General features: G+C 40.2%; 14 protein-coding genes. 10 read left to right on the top strand and 4 right to left on the bottom strand.

The genetic code is table 11. The features are described 5' to 3' along the window. Positions 1-176: 176 nt before the first annotated feature. Positions 177-494 carry a carboxypeptidase regulatory-like domain-containing protein gene (locus AB669_RS15320; RefSeq protein WP_047800149.1) on the bottom strand — a complete coding sequence of 106 codons (318 nt, stop codon included), beginning with the start codon at positions 492-494 and terminating at the stop codon, positions 177-179. A 433-nt stretch (positions 495-927) separates the two neighbouring features. On the opposite strand from AB669_RS15320, the gene AB669_RS15325 reads away from it, so the two are divergent. From AB669_RS15325 to AB669_RS15345, 5 genes are all read left to right on the top strand, one after another. Then, on the top strand, positions 928-1,461 hold the full coding sequence (locus tag AB669_RS15325) for an AAA family ATPase (protein WP_047800411.1): 534 nt from the start codon (positions 928-930) through the stop codon (positions 1,459-1,461). 291 nt (positions 1,462-1,752) lie between these two features. Further along, positions 1,753-4,101, top strand: coding sequence for a TonB-dependent receptor (locus tag AB669_RS15330; protein WP_047800150.1), 2,349 nt, complete (start codon positions 1,753-1,755; stop codon positions 4,099-4,101). 105 nt (positions 4,102-4,206) lie between these two features. After that, positions 4,207-4,839 (top strand): thiamine phosphate synthase, encoded by a 633-nt coding sequence (locus tag AB669_RS15335; RefSeq protein WP_047800151.1) that lies wholly within the window; start codon positions 4,207-4,209, stop codon positions 4,837-4,839. 61 nt (positions 4,840-4,900) lie between these two features. Further along, entirely contained in the window at positions 4,901-5,461 is a 561-nt protein-coding gene (locus AB669_RS15340) for a hypothetical protein (RefSeq protein WP_047800152.1), read from the top strand. Continuing rightward, positions 5,458-5,952, top strand: coding sequence for a GNAT family N-acetyltransferase (locus AB669_RS15345; RefSeq protein ID WP_047800153.1), 495 nt, complete (start codon positions 5,458-5,460; stop codon positions 5,950-5,952). The genes AB669_RS15340 and AB669_RS15345 overlap by 4 nt, the downstream gene beginning before the upstream one ends. Positions 5,953-5,958: 6 nt before the next feature. Here the strand turns inward: AB669_RS15345 and AB669_RS15350 are convergent, their stop codons facing one another. Then, entirely contained in the window at positions 5,959-8,400 is a 2,442-nt protein-coding gene (locus AB669_RS15350; protein ID WP_047800154.1) for an outer membrane beta-barrel family protein, read from the bottom strand. Between the two features lie 250 nt (positions 8,401-8,650). After that, the gene (locus AB669_RS15355; protein WP_047800155.1) at positions 8,651-10,330 is read right to left on the bottom strand and encodes a Zn-dependent hydrolase; all 1,680 of its coding nucleotides are present in this window, start codon (positions 10,328-10,330) and stop codon (positions 8,651-8,653) included. Between the two features lie 113 nt (positions 10,331-10,443). Here AB669_RS15355 and AB669_RS15360 point away from each other — a divergent pair, with 113 nt between their 5' ends. Next, complete coding sequence (locus tag AB669_RS15360) at positions 10,444-11,280, top strand: N-acetylmuramoyl-L-alanine amidase (protein ID WP_047800412.1); 837 nt, start codon at positions 10,444-10,446, stop codon at positions 11,278-11,280. 117 nt (positions 11,281-11,397) lie between these two features. Here AB669_RS15360 and AB669_RS15365 read toward each other — a convergent pair whose 3' ends face one another. Then, complete coding sequence (locus tag AB669_RS15365) at positions 11,398-13,053, bottom strand: glutamine--tRNA ligase/YqeY domain fusion protein (RefSeq protein WP_047800156.1); 1,656 nt, start codon at positions 13,051-13,053, stop codon at positions 11,398-11,400. Positions 13,054-13,165: 112 nt separating this feature from the next. Here AB669_RS15365 and AB669_RS15370 point away from each other — a divergent pair, with 112 nt between their 5' ends. The 4 genes from AB669_RS15370 (at position 13,166) to AB669_RS15385 (ending at position 17,068) form a co-directional block, all read left to right on the top strand. Beyond that, entirely contained in the window at positions 13,166-13,588 is a 423-nt protein-coding gene (locus AB669_RS15370) for a cobalamin B12-binding domain-containing protein (RefSeq protein WP_231582689.1), read from the top strand. Positions 13,589-13,591: 3 nt separating this feature from the next. Then, positions 13,592-14,371, top strand: coding sequence for an enoyl-CoA hydratase/isomerase family protein (locus AB669_RS15375; RefSeq protein WP_047800158.1), 780 nt, complete (start codon positions 13,592-13,594; stop codon positions 14,369-14,371). Positions 14,372-14,534: 163 nt separating this feature from the next. Further along, positions 14,535-15,950, top strand: a complete 1,416-nt coding sequence (locus AB669_RS15380; protein ID WP_047800159.1) for a sigma-54 dependent transcriptional regulator — start codon at positions 14,535-14,537, stop codon at positions 15,948-15,950. A 68-nt stretch (positions 15,951-16,018) separates the two neighbouring features. Further along, positions 16,019-17,068 carry an AI-2E family transporter gene (locus AB669_RS15385; RefSeq protein ID WP_047800160.1) on the top strand — a complete coding sequence of 350 codons (1,050 nt, stop codon included), beginning with the start codon at positions 16,019-16,021 and terminating at the stop codon, positions 17,066-17,068. Positions 17,069-17,091 lie beyond the last annotated feature (23 nt).

Consider the following 17,091-nt stretch of genomic DNA (forward strand, 5'->3'; position numbering starts at 1 on the left):
TTGACCTGTTAAAGGTGAAGAAGCAAGAAGGTTTTTTGCTTTGAAAATAAGAAAATCCCAACTGTTCTGTCGGGATGCAAAGATACACCTTTAAAAGGTATTTAGGGACTATTTTTTTAAAATAAAAAAGAGGGCTTTAAAGGCCCTCCTGGTAAAATTATTTTGCGCAGAAATGTTTATTGTTGTAATTTAATTTCGCCCAGATCAGTCGTCGCACTATCTTTAACGGCCACCTTTTCTATGGTAGTATCTTTATAAGGCGCATTTGCTTTAATAGTGATGGAATAAACACCTTCTTTGAGATTTGAAAAGCCAAAGGCACCTTGTAGAATATCAGCTTTTAAAGTATCTGTTCCTGCTACAAGTGTAACAACAGCAGCGCCATCGGCAGGGCTGATTTTACCTATAATGCCACCCAGCTTTGCATTTGTAAAAGCTATAGCACCAAGACCCATCACAATGAGTACCGATAACATTGCACATATCTTTTTCATGGGATTATTTTTTAGGATGTACAGTTAATAACGCAGGCATTGGGAAATAGTTTTAAAAAATGAACACTTAAAGTTCCAATCGTAGTCTAATTGGTACATCGTTTTACCAAAAAGGATTAGAATGCCATTAGAAACGTTAATTACTGTTAAAAGGACGGCGAAAATATCCCGTAGCCCGTCAGATTTAAGTCACGAAGTTGTGGTAAAGGAAATATTGGCAATAATGTTGTAATAAGGAGAACATATACGCGTTTAGTATATACTTTAGAAAATGATCTAAAGCTTCCTCTGCGGAGTAGTTAACCGCCATGAGGATTTCTTCATAAATAGTTTGTTTGGTTTATTATCCGGTTAGAGGAGCCCTCCTCAACCGGATTTTTTCATTTAAAAGGTTTTTCTTTTACATTTGGCTAATATCCCCGAAACATTTATCGTGAACAAGATAATCAAAAAAATTGCTATTGTAGGTCCGGAAAGTACGGGAAAATCTACCATGTCTCAGTTGCTGGCCAACCATTACCGCGTTTCCTGGGTACCTGAATATGCACGCTATTATTGCGAAAACCTGAACGGTCCGTATACTTTACAGGATGAGGTTAACATGTATTACGGGCAGGTAGCCTTAGAGGATGCCGTTTTAACGGTAGCTGAAAAAGATTTTATTATTTGCGATACTACATTTGTAACCGTAAAAATCTGGAGTGATGAGATGTTGGGCGAAACACCCCAGATTGTTGTGGATGCACTGCCTGCACGGTCTTACGACCTGTATCTTTTGATGGATATCGATCTTCCGTGGCAGGATGACCCATTACGGGATTTTCCGGAAAAACGGGAATACTTTATGGCCATCTGGCATCAGGAATTAAAGGCATTAAATGCCAGCTATGAAGTAGTTGGTGGTTTGGGAGAGATACGCTTTAAAAACGCTGTACAGGCTATTGATGCTTTTTTAGCTAAAAGTTAACCATAATGGCTGCAAAAAAATTTAATATTTTAACAATCATTGACATATTTTTCTACATTTGCCTCATCATTAGGGGTGCCTTGTTTTAAGTAACACAAAAACGGGCTGAGATCATACCCATTCTTAGGTAGAAATCTAGAGTTTCTACCGTGGATACACCTGATCCGGGTAATGCCGGCGTAGGGATTGGAGTTATGGAAGTTTAACTGAAATCGGGAGTACCCCTATTTCCGATGGGTTTAACTAAAAACAAAAACATTGAAAAATTTACTTTTTGCAGCGTTAGTTGCAATGTTGCCATTCTTTGCATTGGCACAGATTTCTGTTACCGGTAAAATCACCGACATCAACCAGCGTGCTTTACCTGGTGCAACCATCAAACTGAAAAATCAAAGAACGGCGGTGGTGAGTGATGCCAATGGTGATTACACTCTTGGCAATCTGAAAAGTGGGAGTTATACCGTTGTGGTGAGCTATATTGGCTATAAAAGTCAGGAAAAGTCTATCAATCTAAGTCAAAGTTTAAGCCTGAATTTTAGCTTACTGGCTCAGAATTTTCTGGCGGATGAAGTAGTAGTCAATGCGACCAGGGCATCTAAAAACTCGGCGACTACTTTTCGTAATCTCGACAAAGCAGAACTGGCCAAGAATAATTTAGGGCAGGATTTGCCTTATTTGTTAAATCAAACGCCATCTGTTGTCGTAACATCTGATGCCGGTGCTGGTGTTGGCTATACAGGAATGCGAATCCGCGGAAGCGACGCTACCCGGATTAATGTTACCCTTAACGGGATCCCCCTGAATGATGCCGAAAGTCAGGGAAGCTTTTTTATCAATTTGCCAGACCTGGCTTCATCGGTTGATAACATTCAGATTCAACGCGGGGTGGGCACTTCAACAAATGGTGCCGGTGCTTTTGGTGGAAGTTTAAACATTCAAACCACCACACGCAGAGATTCGGCATATGCTGAACTGAACAATACCTATGGTTCATATGATACCTGGAAAAATACAGTTAGCGTGGGAACCGGTTTGATTGACAACAAGTTTACGTTCGACGGGCGTTTATCGAGAATTAAATCAGATGGCTATGTAGACCGTGCCTCATCAAATCTGAAATCTTTCTTTGTTTCTGGTGCTTATTACGGAAAAAAAGATATCCTTCGTGCAAACGTTTTCAGTGGTACAGAGAAAACCTATCAGGCATGGAACGGTGTAAGTGAAGAGACTTTAAAAACTGACCGTACCCATAACGACTTTACTTATGATAATCAGACCGATAATTATCAGCAGGATCACTACCAGTTATTTTATACGCGTAACCTTTCCAGTAATCTGGTAGCCAATGCGGCTTTACATTATACTTATGGCCGGGGTTACTATGAAGAATACAAGGAAGATCAGACCTTATCAAAATATGGCATCCCAGCGGTGGTAATTGGCGGGGTTACTCAAAATACTTCTGATCTGGTGAGAAGGCTTTGGTTGGATAATGATTTTTATGGGGTCACTTATTCGTTAAACTATACTCCAAAAACTAACCTCAACTTTGTTTTGGGCGGGGCATACAATGAGTACAAAGGGCGTCACTTCGACGAAGTTGTTTGGGCGCAATATGCAAATTATGATGGAAGCGGTTCTATTCGTCACCGGTATGATGACAATGATGCCTTCAAAACCGATTTCAATATTTTTGGCCGCGCGAATTATCAGATTGATCAGCTTAGTCTTTTTGCCGACTTACAATATAGGAGGGTATACTATTCCTATTTCGGAATCGATCCGAATGGTACGCCTGCACAACAAAATGCCACTTTGAATTTTTTCAATCCTAAAGCAGGTTTAACGTATAGTTTTAGCAACACCAGTAATGTGTATGCCTCGGTTGCTGTTGGAAACAAGGAGCCTAACAGAAGAGACTTTACTGATTCAAATATCAACAGCAGGCCGAAAGCGGAGCATTTAACAGATTTTGAGGCAGGTTACCGCACGCAGTTTTCTACGTTAAGTTTTGGAATCAATGGTTTTGCTATGATTTATAAAGATCAGTTAATCAATACCGGAAAATTAAATGATGTTGGTGGACAAACCCGTCAGAATGTGCCTGACAGTTACAGGTTGGGGATTGAGTTTGACGGAAAGTGGCAAATCGCTAAAAATCTTTCATGGGCAGCTACCGCAACACTGAGCAGGAATAAAATAAAAGATTTTGCAGAATATATTTATGATGAGGATCCGGCGGCATTTACAGCAACTGTTGTAAACAACTATCAAAACACCACCATTGCTTTTTCTCCATCCATTATTGCTTCCAGCGAAATCAACTATAATGTTTTACCAAAAGCAAGTATCGCTTTTTTAAGTAAATACGTGGGTAAACAATATCTTGATAATACCTCGGCAGAGACACGTACACTTTCCAGTTTCTTCGTAAACGATATCAGGTTAAGCTACAACACACCTTTGGCAGGAATGAAAAACGTTGGGTTGAGTTTACTGATCAATAACGTTTTCAGTACTTTATATGAAAGCAATGGCGGTACTTACCCCTATCTTTACAGTGGTACTTTAGAACGGTTAAACTATTACTATCCGCAGGCTACGCGTAACTTTTTACTAAGCTTAAACGTGAAGTTTTAGAAAACCGGAAGCTTAATTTGGTTACTTTCGTCATTACCAGATACAGCATGCCCGGATATTTGAGGCAGACTGTGCCTGGTAATGACTATTTTGCTTTAAAAGGATATGAAATACATCGAAAAGCTTCAATACATTACCCACGATATTGTACAACTTACCCATATTGAGCAGGTGCAGCTGGCCTGCGAAGCCGGGGCAAAATGGATTCAATACCGTTGTTTAAGCAAAACTGATGCAGAACTTTTAGAGGATATTAATATTATTGCTCAAATTTGTGATGACTGGGGAACAACCCTGATTGTTACCGATCATGTTCACCTAAACGGTAAGGCTGACATTCAGGGCTTCCATATTGAGGATATGAATGCCGATTTCACGGCCTTGCGCAAGCTTGTAGGCAAAGACATAACATTGGGTGGTTCTGCAAATACGGTAGAAAACCTGGTTAGGATTGCGAAAGAGGGGGCAGACTACATCGCGGTTGGGCCTTTTGCTGGTACCAGAACCAAACCTAACAATTTACCGGCTATGGGCCTAAATGGCTACTCAGATTTAATGGATGGCCTGGAGGACTTGAATATTCAGGTTCCTGTTCTGGCAGTAGGAGGGATTACCATTCATGATGTTGACGCATTAATGCAAACCGGTGTTTATGGTATAGCGGTTTCTCATGCGGTCAATTCTGCCGACGATTTTATAGGAGCCTACCAGGATTTTTATGAGGCGGTAAAATTATAGGCGCGATGTGTAAATCCCGATTACCGATACATCTTGAAACTTTAATTTCTATCTTCGCAATATGTCATCACATCACATTGTAAAGGAAAAACAGGAACCGGCTTTATACATCGACGAGCTTGGTAATTTTAATGAGGAATTTTTGGGACAGCTTTTAGAGTGGAGCCCTACACTTCTGGTGAACGGTGAAAACTACGATAAAATTCTTTCACTGGGTTTAAAGGTTGATGTTCTGGTAAACGGATCCGGTGAGCAGATCCAGGAAGATACCAAAATTATTCAAGGCCCTGCCGACGCCTTTATGGTTACCCTGAACCACTTGGTTGGTGAAAAATATCCCGCAGTAAATGTCATTACTAAAAAGTTTGATCTGGAAAAATATGCCGGTTTTGAAGAGGACATCAATCTGGTTATTTTTACTGAAAAGGCCAAGCACTATCCAATAAAATCAGGTTTTTCTGTGTGGAAACCGGCGGGCAGTCAGTTCTTAATTCATGGCAACCGATACCTGGAGGTTACCAACCTCACCCAAAATGAAGATGAGGTATTTGAAGTGGTGAAAGATGGTTTTGTAGAGTTTACTTTTTCAGGTCAGCCCATTTACATCAGCGAGCCACTATGATTACCCTTCGGAGAGCAAAAGAAAATGATATCGAATTGATCAGGGACATTGCTGCGGAAACCTGGCCGTCAACCTATCTGGATATCATTGGTCAGCAGCAGATTGATTACATGCTGGAGAAAATGTACAACAAAGGCGAATTACTGAAACAGCTGATGGAAGGTCACACTTTTCTGATCGCCGAAGAAGGATCGAATGAACTGGGATTTGCAGGTTTTTCGATCGCTGATCACGAAGCAAAGATTTATAAACTCCACAAACTTTATGTATTGCCCTCAGCCCACGGAAAAGGGGTGGGTAAAATTCTGATCAATGAGGTTTTTAACCAGGTTAAAGTTGCCGGTGGATCGGCTCTGGAACTCAATGTAAATAAGCATAACAAAGCCAGGGAGTTTTATTTGAAAGGTGGATTTAACATAAAAGAATCAGTAAAAATAGATATAGGTGGAGGATTCGTGATGGATGATTATGTAATGGAATATAAATTCTAGTTTCAATTAATTTTTCATTCTTCCCTGCTCCGATTCTGTGCCTGTAGAACGTCGGCGGGCAGGCTTAATCTCATTCTTTCCGAAACGATAGGTAAAGCTCAAACGTGCAATACGTGATTCGTTTTTCTGATGCACATAGTAGTTTAAGCCCGGGTAGGTGCTTGATAAATTGTTTTCAGATATATTGAAGATATCTGAAACGGCAAATTTCAAGCTGGCTTTTTTCTTGAATAATGATTTACTTAAGCCCGCATCAATATAATAGCGCGATTTTAAGCTGAGTGTGCCATAATCAATCGGAGATTCGTAGCTGCCATTTAGTTCGGCGGTGAAGCCGCTCACAATGGTAAAGGTTTGCTGTGATTTAAACTGAAATGATGTTTTCCCTGTTTTTAGTGCACTGCCTGCCAGGTCAGGTGCTTCAAAACTCAGATAGAATACATTTAAATTATTGTTCATCTGCCACCATTTTGCTACCTGAAGCGGTACATTTAAGTTAGCATTATAGCTGATGTTCTTTGCCAGGTTTTCATTGGTTTGAAATAATGCTTTTTGTGCTGCATCAGGTAAAAGCACCTCGGTAATTACGTCGGTTGTTTTGCTGTAGCCCAGTGTAAGCATGTATTTTTGTTTAAAAGTATAGCTCAGTTCAACATTGTTGGTGTACTGCGGTTTCAAAAACGGGTTACCTTTATTGTAAGTATACTGGTCTAAATAATAAACAAAGGGATTGAGGGCATCGTAACTTGGCCTGTCGATCCTCCTGCTGTATGAAAAGCCCAGCTGATTATTTTTGGAAAGCGTTTGTTGAACAAACAGGGTAGGGAAAAAGTCCCAGTAACTTCTGTCGACTACCGTATTGGTGGTGATCAGATTGCCTTTTGAATTGGTTTGTTCCATCCTCAAACCGAGCTGTATGCTGGTGTTTTTGAATTGTTTATTGATATTGGTGTATGCCGCATTTACATTTTCGTCGTACACAAAGCGGTTGCTTCTGCGAACATCGTTCTGCCAGTTATTATTGATGAGTTCCTCTGCCTGTAAATCGTTATCAGTTTTTACCCAGCTGCTTTTTAAGCCTGCTTCGAGTTTAACTGTTTTGCTTAAGGATACATTATAATCTATTTTAAAAGCTTTGATGTCGATTTTAGACGGCGTATTATTTCTAATGTAATTTACAGGGCGCATTCTGGTTCCATTTGCAAAGAGGTAATCATTTTCATAATCCGAGCCATCGTTGCCGCTGTACTTCGAGTAATCTAAATCAGCAGAAAGTTCAGACCCTGCAGTATCTAATACCGACTTATAATTCAGGTTATAGGAAAGATTATTGTATTTGTTGGTTTGTAAAGTTTTAGAAACCAGTGAAGAGTCAACCTGATTAAACGAGGGGCCAATTAAAGTGTTATTGGTTGATTTTTCATTTCCATGATTGAAGTAGCCATTTACCAACAGCCCGATGGTATTTTTCTTATCAATGAAATAATCCAGTCCGGCTTTAAAATTATTGTTTTGCTGTTTACGGCGGCTGTCGCCGGCTTGCATAAAATAAGTGTCGGGTGTTCCGTTAGAAACGCGGTCAATCGTGATGATGTTTTCCCTTTCTGTTGTTCCGTAATTATAATTGCCAAACAGATTCAGTTTTGCGGTGCGGTGATTCAGGTTTATTCCGGTATTGCCGCGAAAATTTTTGCCATATCCTGCTGTTGCACTCAGGCTGCCGTTGGTTCCACCGCTCTTGCTCTTTTTGGTTTTAATATTGATAATCCCGGAGTTTCCGGCGGCATCATATTTGGAAGATGGATTGGTAATCAATTCGATGGTTTCGATTTCAGAACTTTGCATGTTCCGGAGCAGGTTTGCCACATCGGCACTGCTCATATAGGTTTGCTTTCCATCAAGCTGAATCAATACACCTTGTTTGCCCTGCATCGAGATATTATCATTCTGATCAACTGATACACCTGGCGCTTTCTGTAAAACCTCGAGTGCAGTAGAGCCTGTCATGATGGAGCTATTGGATACATTCATAACTACCTTGTCCATTTTGCGTTCTATTAACGGTTTCGTAACTGCTACGGTCACGTCTTTCAGGTTTTGGCTGGTTGAAGTTAACTGATTCGACCCGAAATCAATCGTTTGCCCAGGATCAGTTAAAGTGATTGTTTTACTTTTCAGGGTTTTGTAACCCATGTTGCTGGCTTTGTAAAAATAATCTCCACGTTGAGAAACTGAAAAACCAAAAGTTCCGGTTTGATCTGTAAAAGCTGTTTTGACGATGCTTGAATCAGCTGCTTTGAACAATACAACAGTTACATAGTCGGCCGGCTTTTTATTTTCATCCAGAATCACACCTGTAATATTTGCTTTTGGTGTACTTTGAGCAGAAGCGGTAACTGTCGAAAAAAGGCTACTTATTAATAGTACAATCTGATATAAGTTTTTCATTTGTTTTTAGTTTATTCTTAAAAAAATCGGGCAAAAGAATTCCACAGAACGGTTATTCCGTACTTTAGAACTGATGCGCTATATTTTAAAGCTTAGCCCTGAAACGAAAGCTTCAGGTATTTAGTTATTATTATGACGACCGTTTTTAGGAAAGGTTACAGGAAAAAGTAAAAAACTAATCCGTAACGTAAAAAGCCGCAGACTGGCAGAATAAATCTGCAAATCTGCGGCTCACTTGATTACTGTAATTTTATTTTACACCTAGTACATCCACCCCTTGTTCGAATACCACATCAACCGGGATATTCTTTTTAGTCAGGCGGTCTAAATCCTGCTGAAGGGTAGAGGATATCACTGCTTTTTCTTTTTGCGCCTTTTCAACAGCAACTTTGTCGCCATTGCCTTGAAGGGTTATAATGAAAGCACTTAAGTCATTCATGGCAGCTGCAAATTTTTCAAAATTTACTTTGTACGTGCCTTTGGCAGTACGCTCGAAAGCACCCTTCTCCTGGAAGTAGTTAAAACACTGCATATTGGCTTTGCCATGTGCTTCAGAAACACCAAAACGAACAGAACGTAAAATACCCGCCATGAAAGTAGTGTAGTAATCTTTTATGTCACCCTGGAGTTCGCCTTTTTTAAGTAGCCCGGTGACCATATACAGGCCCAGGATATCGGCCTTGCCTTCCTCAAGCCAGCTGTATTGCTCCTTTAGTGCTTCGCGGACAAAGCCCTTACCGGTGATGGTTTTTTTAATGCCTAAACCATGGGCAACTTCATGGAACATCACGTTGGCAAAGAAAGCATCAAATTTGATGTATTGCTGCTGTTCGGCGTCAATTAGCTCTTTCGAAATCGGAACAAGGATTTTATCAAACTTAGCCTGCATAGCATTTTTTAGCTGGGACCTGCGGGTTCCCTTTTCCTGCTGAATTTTTTCGTCGTTAGGCAGGTTTACAGCGATTGTTTTTGATCCGGCGTTACAATCTCCGGCATAATATACCACATCATAGGCATTCAGTTCCGAATCTGTCCCCGGAGTTTCTGTTTTATACTTTGTTGCAACAGGCAGGTTTTTTTGTAGTTCGGGAAGAAGCTTGACATATTTTGCCAGGCGTTTGCTCCATTCCTTATCTTTAATTAAAACATAGGCTTCATAACTGGTCCGGGCATTAAAAAGTTTGTCTTCGTAATTTTCAATCGGGCCAATAATGATATCAAGTCCGTTAGACTTCATGTCGAGCCAGGCATAATCGCTGGCCGTAAAATTATCCGTAACCAGTGCATCCGCCCGCAGGTTTAAATATTTCTTCAATCCGGCATCTTCGGCAATCAGGGCAGCCTGTTTTAACAATGAGCTTGCTTTCTGCAATTCAGAAGCAAAGAGTACATGATAAGGTACAGTAATTAGTTTTCCTGTGCTATCCTTCTGAATTACTGAATAAGCGCCAAACTTGTCGGCCATATCCGACTTCTCAATTTCAGCCTTGGTGATACCATAAGGATAGAATGAGGCCCCTTCGGGTTTAGTACCTATACCAGATACGAAAGGTTTATCATTGTTCAACCTGTCCCAGGGGCCATAGTTGATATTGACAAAATCACGGGTTTTTTCATCTTTAATCGTTGCCAGCAAACTGTCGCGCTGCGGATAAGCCTGCTTCCAGTAGAGCTCATCCATAATTTCTGCAGCCTGAATGAGAAGGGGTAGTATTTTACGGTCGTTAACGCTCAATTGGTTAAGATTGGTGGTTAGCTTTACCCGTTCATAGATGGGTAGACGCTGTGCAACATAATCTGTGAGGCTATCTTTTTGAACTATTGCTCCATCGGTGGTATCTGATTTACCATTGTTTGAGCAAGCAGATAATAGCCCGGTAGTAAAGGCTACTGCTGAAATTAATATTGTTGACTTGTATAATTTATTCATAGTTAACGGATAATGGCGCTAAATTACTAAAAAATGAAAGGTTTGTATAAAGTTTGATGTATTGGGCTGAGTTTAACATAACTTTGCAAATAAGCAAATCAATTACACAGCACATGTTATCTTTCCACTCTACTAAGTATTCATCAATTTTCTTTCTGGCTCTGGTGACTTTTATATCGGCTTGCAGCACCAAAAAATATGCCGTTACAGAGAAAATCTATAAAAACAAAGCAAAAGATTTCTCTGAAATCATTAGCAGTACGCCTCCCAAAGGTCAGCTTTATGACTCATTAAATGCCGCAAATCAGGAATGGATCGGTTCTGTAAATTTCGGGATACGCAAACCAAATTTTGTTGTCATCCACCATACTGCCCAGAATAGTTTAACCCAAACCGTTAAAACTTTTTTCTCTACAACCGCAGGAACAAGTGCACACTATGTCATCAGTCGAGATGGCAAAGTGGTACATATGGTCAATGATTATTTGAGGGCCAATCACGCAGGTGTGAGTAAATGGGGAAAGGATACTGATCTGAACTCTTCCTCAATCGGGATTGAGCTGGATAATAACGGCACAACTGATGTGTGGCCTGAAGCACAGATTAACAGTTTGATTAAGTTGCTGGCAACATTAAAGAAGACATACAACATCCCCGTGGCTAACTTTATCGGTCATGCCGATATTGCCCCAAAAAGAAAAAACGACCCCAGGAACTTCCCCTGGAAAAAACTGGCCGATGCCGGTTTTGGTTATTGGTATGATAACATCCTGAAAAATCCACCGGTTGACTTTAATAGCGAAATGGCGCTGAAGTATATAGGTTATGATACCAGCAATCTTCCGGCAGCCATTACTGCCTTTAAGATTCATTTTATACAAAGTGACATCACCCCGAAGTTAACTCCGGTTGATATTTTGGTTTTATATAATGTTTATACAAAATATTAACCAAGAATATACTTTGCAATTTTTGCTTCGGTGACCATCTCAGCATAAACAGGGCATAAAAAGGCCCGGATGAATCTGTGTTCATCCGGGCCTTTCTGTTTTTAAAGATGTTAAGCCCTAGTTAGGCTTTTTAAAGGTATCCTTTAAGGTTACTGTTCTGTTGAACACTAAATTTTCTGAGGTTGAATCTTTGTCAAGACAGAAATAACCTTTTCTGATGAACTGGTAGCGGCCATTTAAATCAGCTTCGGCTAAAGCCGGCTCGATGTAGGCATTTGGCAATACCGTTAAACTTTCCGGGTTTAAATAATCTTTAAAATCCCCTTCTTCCGCATCAGGTGTTTCAGATGTAAATAAACGGTCGTACAGACGGATTTCGGCAGTTTTTGCATGTGGTGCACTCACCCAGTGGATGGTGCCTTTTACATTGATGCCACTGGTGTCGCTACCGCTTTTCGATTCAGGAATATAGGTACAGCGGATTTCGGTTACGTTGCCATTTTCATCTTTCACGAAATCCTCGCATTTTACTATGTAGGCAAACTTTAAACGAACCATTGCACCCGGTGCCAAACGGAACCATTTTTTTGCCGGAACTTCCATGAAGTCTTCGCGCTCGATATAAAGCTCATTACTGAAAGGGATAACACGGGTACCCCCACCATCTTCCGCTTCAGGGTTATTTTCGCCGATTAAATCTTCTGTTCCTTTGTCGTAATTGGTAATGACCAGTTTAATCGGATCTAACACCGCCATTACGCGATTAGCTGTTTTATTTAAATCTTCGCGAATACAGAATTCCAGTAAGCTCAGCTCAATCAGGTTTTCACGTTTGGCAATACCAATGCGTTCACAAAATTCACGTACACTTTTTGGTGTAAAACCTCTGCGGCGCAAGCCGGAGATGGTAGGCATGCGCGGATCATCCCACCCGCTTACCAGATTCTCGTTAACCAACTGAAGGAGCTTACGCTTGCTCATTACAGTAGAGGTTAGGTTCAGGCGGGCAAATTCATATTGTTTTGAGGGAAAAATCTCCAACTTTTCAATAAACCAATCGTACAGCTCGCGGTGCGATACATACTCTAATGTACAAATGGAGTGGGTGATGTTCTCAATACTATCACTTTGACCATGTGCAAAATCGTACATGGGGTAAATGCACCATTTGTTGCCGGTACGGTGATGCTCAGCATGTTTAATGCGATAAATAATCGGATCACGCATAAGCATATTCGGACTGGCCATATCGATTTTTGCCCTTAGGATATAGGCACCATCGGGAAAATCACCATTTTTCATTTTAGTGAAAATGTCCAGATTTTCTGCTACACTGCGGTTGCGGTGCGGACTATCTTTACCAGGTTCTGTTGGCGTACCCTTTAATGCTGCAATCTCATCTGCTGAGCTTTCATCCGCATAGGCTAATCCTTTTTCGATGAGGGTTACTGCAAATGCATATAACTGATCAAAATAATCTGAAGCATATAATTCGTTTTTCCAGTTGAAACCAAGCCATTTGATATCTTCCTGCTGGCTGTTTACATATTCGGTTTTCTCCGTAACCGGATTGGTATCGTCAAAACGGAGGTTGGTGTAACCGCCATATTTTTGTGTTAGTCCGAAGTTTAAGCATATTGCTTTCGCGTGGCCAATGTGTAAATAACCGTTAGGTTCAGGCGGGAAACGCGTGACCAAGGTTTTATACTTACCACTATTTAAGTCGTTCTCAACAATTTCTTCAATAAAGTTCAATGACTTTTCTTCACTCATAAAAACCTGTAAATTAGGAATGCAAATGTAAAAAGATTAGTGCAATTCTGGTTGTTTTAGTTAATGATTAATTTAAACCTCAAAATGAATACATTTACATAACTAAATAGGAATGATGAGCAAAGCATTAAACCGGCCAATACGTGTTTTAGTAGCTAAAGTTGGGCTCGATGGCCACGACAGAGGTGCTAAGGTGATTGCTACCTCTCTCCGGGATGCTGGTATGGAGGTAATTTATACGGGATTACGCCAAACCCCTGAAATGGTGGTAAATACCGCCTTGCAGGAAGACGTGGACGCCATTGGAATTTCAATTCTTTCAGGTGCACATATGACTGTTTTTCCAAAAATTATACAGTTTATGAAAGAAAAACAGCTTGATGATGTGTTATTAACCGGCGGGGGAATCATACCGGAAGCAGACAGGGAAAAATTAGCCAGTATTGGCGTTGGGGAGTTATTTCCTCCGGGAACTACCATGGCAAGCATAGTGGAATATATTCAAAACTGGGTTACAGAAAATAGAAATTTTTAGATCATGACGTATCAGAATTTAATAACAGAAGTAAAAGAAAACATTCTTTATATCACTATAAACAGAGAAAAGGCATTAAATGCATTGAATAAAGAAACGCTAAAGGAGCTTGCCCACGTAATTCAGTTTGCCGGAGATACGGCAGAAGTGAGGGGGGTAATTTTAACTGGTTCCGGGGAGAAAGCATTCGTTGCGGGTGCCGATATTAAAGAGTTTTCAGACTACGATGCTTCGCAGGGCGAACAGTTGGCGAGAGATGGACAAGCTACTGTTTTTAATGCAATAGAGAATTCTCCGAAACCTTTTATCGCAGCGATCAATGGGTTTGCCTTAGGTGGTGGCCTGGAGCTGGCTATGGCCTGCCATATTCGGATTGCTTCCGATCAGGCAAAATTAGGACTGCCCGAAGTAACCCTTGGTTTAATTCCCGGTTACGGTGGAACCCAGCGTTTGACCCAACTGGTAGGAAAGGGAAAAGCAATTGAAATGATTATCACTGCGGGTATGATACCCGCTACAGATGCAGAAAAGATTGGTCTGGTGAATTACGTTGTGCCTCAGGCCGACCTCATCAGCAAGGCTGAGGAAATACTTAACTTAGTAAAACTGCGGGCGCCATTAGCGGTAGCGGGAGCGATCAGGGCAGTAGTAGCTTCTTTGGATGGGCAGAATGGTTATAACGTTGAGATTGAGTCGTTTGGAAAATGTTTTGATACTGCTGATTTTAAGGAAGGTACTTCAGCCTTTGTGGAGAAAAGGAAACCTGTCTTCTCAGGAAAGTAGTATGTGTGTATGATTAATTTGATTAAATTGAGAATAAAGTGTGGAAAATAATTCCCATTCTCGTTTTTTTTCGTTAAATATGTGTCGTCGATTAAAATAAAAATCCCTATCCAAAACAGTACGGTTGGATTGTTTTTATTAAAATAAATGACAGTTTAACCGGATGAAAAAGAAAATACTCATAATAGATGATGAAGTAAATATTGGATTATTGTTATCCAAGTTTTTAGGCAGGAACGGTTTCGACGTTTCAACGGTCATTACAGGAGGAGCTGCGTTAGATATACTTGAAAGGGAATCGTTTGATCTGGTGCTATGCGACTACCGGCTGGATGATACGGATGGCAGGGAAATCTTGATTAAAATAAAGGATAACTATCCGTTAACAGGTGTAATCATTATTACTGGCTATTCGGATATTAAGCTTGCTGTTGAGCTGATTAAGCTGGGTGCCTACGATTACATTACCAAGCCCTTATATCCGGATGAGATCTTAAATACCATCAATAAGGCCCTTGAAACACAGCGCGCGCTGAATGCGGATCAGGCACCGTCAAAGAAAAAGAACAACGCTGATTCAGGGGCTGATTATATAAACTATACAGAATATATAGATGGCACCAGCGAAGCATCAGCCTCTTTGCTGAAGCAAATCCAATTGATTGCCCCAACATCATATAGCATTATTTTAACCGGTAAAAGTGGAACGGGAAAAGAATGTGTAGCGAAGACCATTCATATGAATAGTTTGAGGCGGGATAAGCCTTTTGTCGCGATGGATTGTGGCTCCCTCACAAAAGAGCTTGCCGGCAGTGAGTTTTTTGGCCACGAGAAGGGTTCCTTCACGGGCGCATTATACACAAAAATCGGCCATTTCGAACAGGCAAATGGGGGTACGTTGTTTCTGGATGAGATTGGTAACTTATCCTATGAAATACAGGCGAGTTTACTGAGAACTGTGCAGGAAAGAAAATTGAAGCGTATTGGAAGTACAAAGGAAATCGATCTTGACGTGCGGATCATTGTTGCGACGAATGAAAACCTGGTTAATAATATTGGAAAGGGTACATTCCGGGAAGATTTGTATCACCGTTTTAACGAGTTTTCCATCCATATCCCATCGTTGAAAAAGCGTGGAAATGATATCTTAATCTTTGCAAAAAAGTTTTTAGCTGTTGCCAATCAGGAACTAAATAAAGACATCAGAGGGTTTTCGGAGGGTGTTCAGGAATGTCTTTTAAACTATAGCTGGCCGGGGAATGTAAGGGAGCTTAAAAATGTGATCAGGCGAATTTCGCTTCTGACTGATGGCAGGGAGATTCAGGTAGACGTGCTGCCGCTCGAGTTGTCAAATGGAATAAAAAACTATAACCACGATTACCATATTCCCCTGATTAAAACCCGAATCACTGATCATCCAAGAAATTTGAAAAATGCGAGTCAGGAGGCGGAGTATGATGCGATCCTAAGGGTTTTGAAAGAAGTTAGTTTTAATAAAACAAAAGCGGCCAAAATCTTGAATATTGATCGTAAAACACTCTATAACAAGATAAAGGCTATTCAGGCCGACAACGAATAATAATTTCTTTTTCAACAAAACAATCTGTTCCGTTTTTACATTTAAGGAGTACCAATACATGCTAAATTATGTCAGTATTCTCTTATAAACAGCGAAATAATATCAATCTCGTTATCATTATAGCGCTGGGTATATTAATTGCCTATTCATTACAGAGTATTTTCAGTGCAATTTTAAGTACACTTGTTCTTTACACTATTATGCGCCCTGCCTATATACATATGGCTGAAATTAAAGGCTGGAACAAACGGGTGGTCGCCATTTCATTGATTGCTTTTAGCATTATTTTGATTGTTTTGCCATTTTATGCACTGAGTAGCATGGTGATCAGTAAAATATCTGAGTTAAGAAACAATGAAATTTTCTTCAAAAATCTGCTCGTGAAGCTGCAGCACCTGATTCCGATTAAAATTAACCAGGATTTGATTCAGGAAGGAATGAACCGGTTGGGTAACTGGGCTACACAGCTTTTCCCCTCTTTGATTTCGAGTGCAGTAAATATTATTCTGAGTTTGCTCGTCATGTACTTTTTACTCTACTTTATGCTGATTGAGCGTAAAAAATTTGAACACTCTTTAATCAAATATGCCCCGTTGAGAGAACAGAATGCATTGAGGTTTGGTGATGAGATGAGAAATACAACCTACGCGAACGTACTTGGGCAAGGGCTAATCTGTTTGGTTCAGGGTTCGCTGGTAAGCTTATCTTTTTACGTTTTAGGATATAAAGATCCGGTGTTCTGGGGAGTAATTACCACTTTTATTTCCTTTGTGCCTGTGCTGGGACCTCCTGTAGTTTTCGTTCCTGCCGCAATTTTACAGATTGCCAACGGGAACAATTTTGCAGGATGGGCAATGCTGATATTCGGTTTTGTGGTGGTTATTAATATTGATAATGTACTCCGATTTATTATAGCCAAAAAAGTTGGTAACATTCACCCGATTATTACAGTAATTGGCGTAATTATTGGTATTCCTTTATTTGGAATATTGGGGCTCGTTTTTGGTCCGTTACTACTATCTTATTTTATATTACTTGTTAAAATTTATGAGACGAGTACACTTGCCTCAGAAAGATTAGAAAGAATTAAAACAAATAATGAGCTTGGTGAGTTATAAACATAGCTTAACAGTTAAATAAT

This window comes from Pedobacter sp. BMA (assembly GCF_001027745.1).
In the GTDB taxonomy this organism is placed as follows: domain Bacteria; phylum Bacteroidota; class Bacteroidia; order Sphingobacteriales; family Sphingobacteriaceae; genus Pedobacter.

Excerpts from the sequence above, each read along its gene's own strand:
- AB669_RS15320 (WP_047800149.1), bottom strand. The coding sequence starts at position 494 with ATGAAAAAGATATGTGCAATGTTATCGGTACTCATTGTGATGGGTCTT.
- AB669_RS15330 (WP_047800150.1), top strand. The coding sequence starts at position 1,753 with ATGTTGCCATTCTTTGCATTGGCACAGATTTCTGTTACCGGTAAAATC.
- AB669_RS15335 (WP_047800151.1), top strand. The coding sequence starts at position 4,207 with ATGAAATACATCGAAAAGCTTCAATACATTACCCACGATATTGTACAA.
- AB669_RS15340 (WP_047800152.1), top strand. The coding sequence starts at position 4,901 with ATGTCATCACATCACATTGTAAAGGAAAAACAGGAACCGGCTTTATAC.
- AB669_RS15345 (WP_047800153.1), top strand. The coding sequence starts at position 5,458 with ATGATTACCCTTCGGAGAGCAAAAGAAAATGATATCGAATTGATCAGG.
- AB669_RS15350 (WP_047800154.1), bottom strand. The coding sequence starts at position 8,400 with ATGAAAAACTTATATCAGATTGTACTATTAATAAGTAGCCTTTTTTCG.
- AB669_RS15355 (WP_047800155.1), bottom strand. The coding sequence starts at position 10,330 with ATGAATAAATTATACAAGTCAACAATATTAATTTCAGCAGTAGCCTTT.
- AB669_RS15360 (WP_047800412.1), top strand. The coding sequence starts at position 10,444 with ATGTTATCTTTCCACTCTACTAAGTATTCATCAATTTTCTTTCTGGCT.
- AB669_RS15365 (WP_047800156.1), bottom strand. The coding sequence starts at position 13,053 with ATGAGTGAAGAAAAGTCATTGAACTTTATTGAAGAAATTGTTGAGAAC.
- AB669_RS15370 (WP_231582689.1), top strand. The coding sequence starts at position 13,166 with ATGATGAGCAAAGCATTAAACCGGCCAATACGTGTTTTAGTAGCTAAA.
- AB669_RS15375 (WP_047800158.1), top strand. The coding sequence starts at position 13,592 with ATGACGTATCAGAATTTAATAACAGAAGTAAAAGAAAACATTCTTTAT.
- AB669_RS15380 (WP_047800159.1), top strand. The coding sequence starts at position 14,535 with ATGAAAAAGAAAATACTCATAATAGATGATGAAGTAAATATTGGATTA.
- AB669_RS15385 (WP_047800160.1), top strand. The coding sequence starts at position 16,019 with ATGTCAGTATTCTCTTATAAACAGCGAAATAATATCAATCTCGTTATC.